Raw genomic sequence first — 6,321 nt, forward strand, 5'->3', positions numbered from 1 at the left:
CCGCGTCATGGGGCGGCGTTCCTGGACGAACGGCCTGCCCGGGGCACGTACGGGTAGCGGGACCGCTCAGCCGATGTCGGACCCTTGTCAGACCCTTGCGGAATCATGGCGCCCGGAAGCCTGGTCGACCCTGTTGGAGGGGCATGTGGTGAACGCCGACCTGATACGAGACCTCGGCAGGCCGGACCGGTACGAGGCGGCAGCGGACGCGTTGGTCACGCTCGGCGCCGGCGGGGTGGAGCGGTTGGTGCGGGAGGTGATGGACACGGAGTCCCCGGTGGACTGGTGGCCGATCAGCGCCGTGCTCGGGCGGATCGGGGACGCGGGGTTCGACGGTCTGCTCCAGGGGCTCGTCTCCGCGTCCACCGAGGAGTCCCGCAAACGAGCCGGTCTCGCGTTCTCCCAGCTCGGCGTGGCCGTTCTCGACCGGTACACCGCGGCCCTCGCCCACCCCGAGCCGCTCGTGCGGCGTCACGCCGTCCGTGGGATCGCGCGCTGCGGGGAGGCAGGCCGGTCCGCCGCCCTCCTGCTGCCGCTGCTCGGCGACCCGGACCAGGAAGTCGCCCAGCAGGCCCAGGACACCCTGATCCACACCGGCGAGCACGTGATTCCGCTGCTCCGGCGCATCCGGGAACGGGGGCCGGGCCGGCAGCGGGCGCGGGCGTTGACCGTACTCGCCGAACTCGGTGGCGAACCGGCGCTGTCGCCCGCCGACACGGCCGCGATCGAACGGCTCGTCCGCATCAAGCTCCCGGAAGATCGGCCCGAACCGCTGTGGGCCTGCTGGAACTTCTGGATGGCCGTCCCCGGCAGAGACCAGGCCGGGATCATGCGCACCCTCGGCCTGACCGACCCACGCCCCGTGACCTTCGCGCTCGGCAACGACATCGTCGACAGCGACGGCCACGGCTGCGACACGGACGAACACACCGGCTACGAACGGGTCTTCGTCACCCCGGAACTCGACGGCTGGACCCTCGTCCTGGGCGCCTGGTGCGACCCGCACGGCCTGGAGCGCCGCGAGGAAGTGCTGCGCCTGTGCACCGAGCTCAGTGCCCGCTACGGCCGGGCGCAGGCCTACTACTACGGCGGCCGGGGCGACGGCTCCGCCTGGCTCGTGGCCGAGCACGGCACGGTGATCCGGCGGTACGGCGAAACCGGCGAGGCCGAGGACGAGGGGCTGACCCTCGGCGACCCGCTGCCGTACGAACGGACCCGCCGTACGGAACTGGGCCTGCGCCCCGACTGGGACGCCGCGCAGGAGAGCGAGGACGACGAGGACGAGTGGCGCTGGACCGCTCACGACCTCGCCCCGGACATCGCCCGCTCCCTGGGCGCCGTAAGCCCGCTCGACCTCACCGCGGACACACCGTCACGCGGCACCGGCGTCATCGCCCTGACTCCGTACGGCGTCGCCCATGGCGTACCGGCGGGCGCCTACCGCATCTGAGTGGCGGCGGCGGGGATCGCCGATGCTCCGCCCGGCCCGGGGCAGCCGGCCGCCCGGCCCGCTCGCGGCGGAAGACGTCGGCCCGCGTCCTGTCAGACGGCCTTGACGGCGATGCCGGTGCCTTCGAGTGCGGTGACCTCGTCGGCGGGTGCCGTGGTGTCGGTGACGAGGGTGTGCAGGAGTGTGGCGGGGCCGACGTGGGCGTAGGCGGTGTGGCCGAGCTTGCTGCCGTCGGCGGCGACGACGACGCGGCGCGTGGAGGCGATGCCGGCCTTCTTCACGGCCGCGTCGTCGAGGTCGTAGGCGGTGAGGCCGTCGGCCGCGCTCAGACCGCAGCAGCCCATGACGGCGGTGTCGAAGCGCAGTGCCGCCAGGGACGTGAGGGTGAGGGGGCCGGTGAGGGCACCCTCGGCGGCGCGCGGCTGCCCGCCGGGCACCATCAGGGTGGCCGGGCCCGGGCCCTCGCCGAGTACGTGGATGGCCTGCAGTGACAGAGCCATCACCGTGACCGGCCGTCGGCGCAGCAGGTGGGCGATCTCCAGGCAGGTGGTGCCGCTGTCGAGGAGGACGGTCTCGCCGTCGGCGATGAGCGAGGACACCTCCGCCGCGATCCGGCGCTTGGCATCGACGGCCTCGTGGACACGCAGCGCGAAGGGCGGTTCCTCGCCCCTGAGCAGCAGGGTGCGCGCGCCCCCGCGGACGCGCTGAAGGACGCCCAGCGCCGCGAGCGTGTCGAGGTCGCGCCGGATGGTCATCTCGGAGGCGCCGGTCAGGTCGGCGAGTTCCTGGACCGTGGTCCTTCCCGACTCCCTGACGGCCTGCGCGATCATCCCGTGCCGGTCTGCGTTGCTCATGCCGCAGATTGAACACCACCCGAAACGAACATTCAATGTGTGCGAAGTGACAGTATTCAATCGCACTTGATGTTCGTTATGGTGGCTTGCATGAGTCATTCGCTTCGAGCCGCCCGCCTGGCGACCTTCGTCTACTTCAGCCTGTGCGGCACTCTGATGGGCACCTGGGTGGTGAACATCCCCGCCATCGAGGAGCGCGTGGGCATCAGTCACGCGACGCTCGGCGGACTGCTGGTGCTGCTGGGGCTGGGGGCCTTCCTCGGCATGCAGGTGGCCGGGCGGCTGACCGACTCCCTCGGCGCGCGCACGGTCGTCCCCGTCACCGGCGTGCTGTGCAGCGCGGCCCTGGTGCTGCCCGGCCTTCCCCGGGAGCCGTGGACACTGGCAGGTGCCCTGCTGGTCTTCGGTTTCTTCAACGGCTGCCTGGACGTGAGCATGAACGCCCACGCCGTGCACGTGGAGAAGGCGTACGGACGGCCCGTCATGTCGGCCTTCCACGCCACGTTCTCGGTCGGCGGTGTGCTCGCCGCACTCGTCGGAGCGGCCACGGCGAGCGCCGGTCTGAGCCCTGCCGCGGGCATGGCCGCCATGGGAGCCCTGGGCATCGTGATCGCCCTGGTGTCGGCACGCGCACTGCTGCCGGCCACACCCACCGCTGCCGACGCCGATTCCGCGGGGCAGGTCGAGCAGGCGCCGGCCGCCGAGCGCCGCGGCATCAGCGGGCGCATCTGGATCCTCGCCGCCCTGGCCCTGATGGTCATGCTGTGCGAGGGAGCCGCCAACGACTGGAGCGCGCTGCACCTGAAGGACGTCCTCGGCGCACCCGCGAGCACCGCCGCCTTCGCGTACGGCACCTTCGCGGCGACCATGACCATCGGCCGGCTGCTCGCCGACCGCCTCGTCGCCCGGTTCGGGTCCATGGCGATCCTGCGTTACGGCGCGGCGGCGGCTGCCGTCGGCATCACGATCGTGGCCGTCTCCCCGTGGATCTGGGCCGCGTTCGCGGGTTGGGGGCTGTTCGGTCTGGGGCTGTCCGGCTGTGTCCCGCAGCTGTTCAGCGCGGCCGGGCACGCCGACCCCTCCGCCGCGGGGGCCAATGTCTCCCGCGTCGCCGGGCTCGGCTACGTCGGCATGCTCGCCGGCCCCGCCGTCATCGGCTGGCTGACCCACTTCGTCGCCCTGAACCACGCCTTCCTGCTGCTGACCCTGCTGTGCGCGACCACCGCCGTGGCCGCCGGGGTCCTGCGCACCGAATCCGACCGCACGCGCGAGATGGCACACGGCGGCCACTGACCGCCTGTGCGGCACGGCTCACTCCGTGCCGCACAGGCTCTTCCCCCCCTCGCCCCGGCCGTCAGAACCCGGAGGAACCCTCACCATGCCCACCGACCGCAGCATCGTCCTGTTCGACCTCTTCGGGGTCATCGCCCGCCACCAACACCCGGGCGCCCAGGGCAGGATGGCCGCCCTCTGCCACACACCCACCGACGCCTTCACCACGGCCTACTGGGCCTGCCGCCCGCCCTACGACGCCGGTCGGCAGTCCGCGCCCGAGTACTGGACCGCCGTACTGCGACGGCTGTCCCTGTCCGTCGACGCCGACACGATCGAGGAACTGCGCCTCACCGACATCGACAGCTGGTCACGCGTCGACGACCGGATGGTCTCCTACGTCCGGTCCCTCCGCGACGTCGCCGAGGTCGCCCTGCTGTCCAACATCCCCTCGGACCACGCGGACGCCTTCCTCGCCGCGCAGCCCTGGCTGCACGATCTGGACCTCGTGGCGTTCTCCGGGAAGATCAAAGCGGCGAAGCCGGACCCGGCGGCCTTCCGTCACTGCGTCGTCGCCATGCGGGCCGCCCCGGCCGACTTCCTCTTCGTGGACGACCGCGAGGAGAACGTACGCGCCGCGCGGGCCACCGGCATGAACGGACACGTCTTCACCGATCCCGACGAGCTGACAGCCGTCATCGACACCTGGTTGCCCGCTGCCTGGCTGCCCACTACCTGGTTGCCCGCTCGACGGCCCGCGGAGAAGTGACACCTGATCTGGGACACCGCGAGTATGACCAGGTCACGGCGTCTTAGGACAACACGGGACGGACGACGATTTTCTCGTGGTCGACGGCGGCCGGCTTCTCGTCGCCGACCACCCGGAGCGCGTACGGCAACCCGCCGACGAGCGCACCGGCGAGCCCGGTGCGGACCTCGACGTCAGGGCCCGTGAGGCGCTCGGAGTGGGGCGACGAACGTGTTCTTGTGGACTTCGCGCAGCCGGCCCTGGATGCCGTCGGCATCTCGTTGAAGCCCTTCTCGGCGAACACGTCCATCGCGGCATCGAGGATGCGCTCTCGCGTCTTCGGCCGGGAACCGGGGCTCGTCGTCACCGGGTCAGGATAGGCAGGCCACTCCGACGGGGATGATCAGTGACCGCGAGGCCGTCGCCGACAGGCTCACCGTGGGGTGGTCCCCTCGTCGACGATGTCGCGGAGTTGGTGGCGGCCGGCGATGCCGAGCTTGGGGTAGGAGCGGTACAGGTGTGACGCGACGGTGCGGGGGGACAGGAACAGGCGGTCGGCGATCTCGGCGTTGGTCAGGCCGTGGCCGGCGAGGACGACGATCTCGCGCTGTTGGGCGGTGAGGCCGTCCAGCGCGCCCGGGGCGGCCTGCGGGGGCTGGACCGTCACGCCGCAGGCACGCAGCTCGGATTCCGCGCGCCGGGTCCACGGTGCCGCGCCGAGGCGGCGGAACGTCTCCAGCGCGGTCACGAGGAGGGGCTTGGCGTCGTTGATCCGGCGTTGCCGGCGCAGCCATTCCCCGTGGTCCAGCTGGAGTTGGGCCCGTTCGAACGGCCAGGTGTCTCCGGTGCGGTCGGTCAGGGGCGCCGCGAAGTGGGCTTCGGCACTGTCGGGCTCGGCGAGCAGTCCGCGGGCGCGGGCCGTGAGTTGTTCCAGGCGCGGGCCGGGTGCGGGGTCCAGCTGGGCCAGCGCGCGCTCCAGCAACGTACGCGCTTCGAGGCGCCGTTCGGCGCGCACCGCCGCGGCGGCGAGATCGGCGACGGCGAGGTAGGAGAAGTGGTGGTGCAGGGGTGTGCCGTCGGCGGCGAAGAGGCGGCTGAGCTGCGCGTACGCGGTCGTGTAGTTGCCCTGGGCCAGCGCGGACAGACCTGCCGTCTGCCAGATCCTGGCGGCGAAGCCGCGGTATTCCGAGGTGTCCACGGCGGCGCGTACGCGGGCCAGCAGCGGTGCCACCTGGTCGTGTTCGCCGCGCATGGCCGCGACGACGGCCGTGGTGAGGTCGGCCGAGCCCGCGACGGTCTCCATCTTGTAGGCGGCGGCGATGTCGGCCGCCTCCCGGGCGGCGGCGAGTGCGTCGTCCCAGCGTCCGCTGTCGACGTACGCCCATTCCAGTGCCGACAGCACGCCGCCGCTGGCACCGCGGACGCCCGGGGCGCGCAGTCGGCTGAGGGCTTCGCGCAGCACCCTGACCGCCAGTTCGGTCTCGTCCAGGACCCAGGCCGCCGCGCCGAACGTACCCGGGTCCGAGAGGGGTTTTCCTTCCGCTGTGCGGCGCAGGAGGGGGACGAGCTCGGCCCGTTCGCCGTACGGGTCCGTGCAGGCCCGGATCCAGATGCGGTACTCGGCCGCCGGTGCCGGCCCGTCGCGGGAGTCGAGCAGGTCGAGGGCGGCGCGTGCCCTGGCGCGGAATTCGGGGAGTCCGGTCTGGTGGGCGACCGTGGCGGCCATCCAGACGGCCTGCCACGCGAGGTCCGGCCGCCTCGGGGACGCCTCCGCGGCGACGGACAGGAGTGTGTCGAACGCGTCGGCATCGCGGTTGGACCACAGCAGCGACCAGCCGATGTCGAGCCGGGCGGCGATGCGCAGGTCCGGGTCGGAGGTCAACGTGAGGACCTGGCCCGCCAGTTCGCGTACCCAGTCGGCCTGTCCTGCGGGCAGCGCGAGGTCGGCTGCGGCCAGCAGTCGCCGGGCCCTGTCCGGTTCGGCGGGGCTGAGCTCG

The 6,321-nt window shown here is 72.3% G+C and carries 6 protein-coding genes; 3 read left to right on the top strand and 3 right to left on the bottom strand.

The window, feature by feature from the left end:
* Nucleotides 1-148: 148 nt before the first annotated feature.
* On the top strand, nt 149-1,450 hold the full coding sequence (locus R6V09_RS12010; RefSeq protein ID WP_317881374.1) for a HEAT repeat domain-containing protein: 1,302 nt from the start codon (nt 149-151) through the stop codon (nt 1,448-1,450).
* Nucleotides 1,451-1,542: 92 nt separating this feature from the next.
* Here the strand turns inward: R6V09_RS12010 and R6V09_RS12015 are convergent, their stop codons facing one another.
* The gene (locus R6V09_RS12015) at nt 1,543-2,304 is read right to left on the bottom strand and encodes a DeoR/GlpR family DNA-binding transcription regulator (protein WP_317881375.1); all 762 of its coding nucleotides are present in this window, start codon (nt 2,302-2,304) and stop codon (nt 1,543-1,545) included.
* A gap of 90 nt (nt 2,305-2,394) precedes the next feature.
* On the opposite strand from R6V09_RS12015, the gene R6V09_RS12020 reads away from it, so the two are divergent.
* Together R6V09_RS12020 and R6V09_RS12025 are read left to right on the top strand one after the other, a co-directional pair.
* The gene (locus R6V09_RS12020) at nt 2,395-3,597 is read left to right on the top strand and encodes an MFS transporter (RefSeq protein ID WP_317881376.1); all 1,203 of its coding nucleotides are present in this window, start codon (nt 2,395-2,397) and stop codon (nt 3,595-3,597) included.
* Between the two features lie 85 nt (nt 3,598-3,682).
* Nucleotides 3,683-4,345, top strand: coding sequence for an HAD family hydrolase (locus R6V09_RS12025; protein WP_317881377.1), 663 nt, complete (start codon nt 3,683-3,685; stop codon nt 4,343-4,345).
* A gap of 43 nt (nt 4,346-4,388) precedes the next feature.
* Here the strand turns inward: R6V09_RS12025 and R6V09_RS12030 are convergent, their stop codons facing one another.
* Complete coding sequence (locus R6V09_RS12030) at nt 4,389-4,691, bottom strand: TetR/AcrR family transcriptional regulator (RefSeq protein WP_317881378.1); 303 nt, start codon at nt 4,689-4,691, stop codon at nt 4,389-4,391.
* 66 nt (nt 4,692-4,757) lie between these two features.
* The coding region (locus R6V09_RS12035) for a LuxR C-terminal-related transcriptional regulator (protein WP_317881379.1) at nt 4,758-6,321 on the bottom strand (1,564 nt) is incomplete at its 5' end.

The sequence above is a fragment of the Streptomyces sp. W16 genome, assembly GCF_033194735.1.
Lineage (GTDB): Bacteria > Actinomycetota > Actinomycetes > Streptomycetales > Streptomycetaceae > Streptomyces.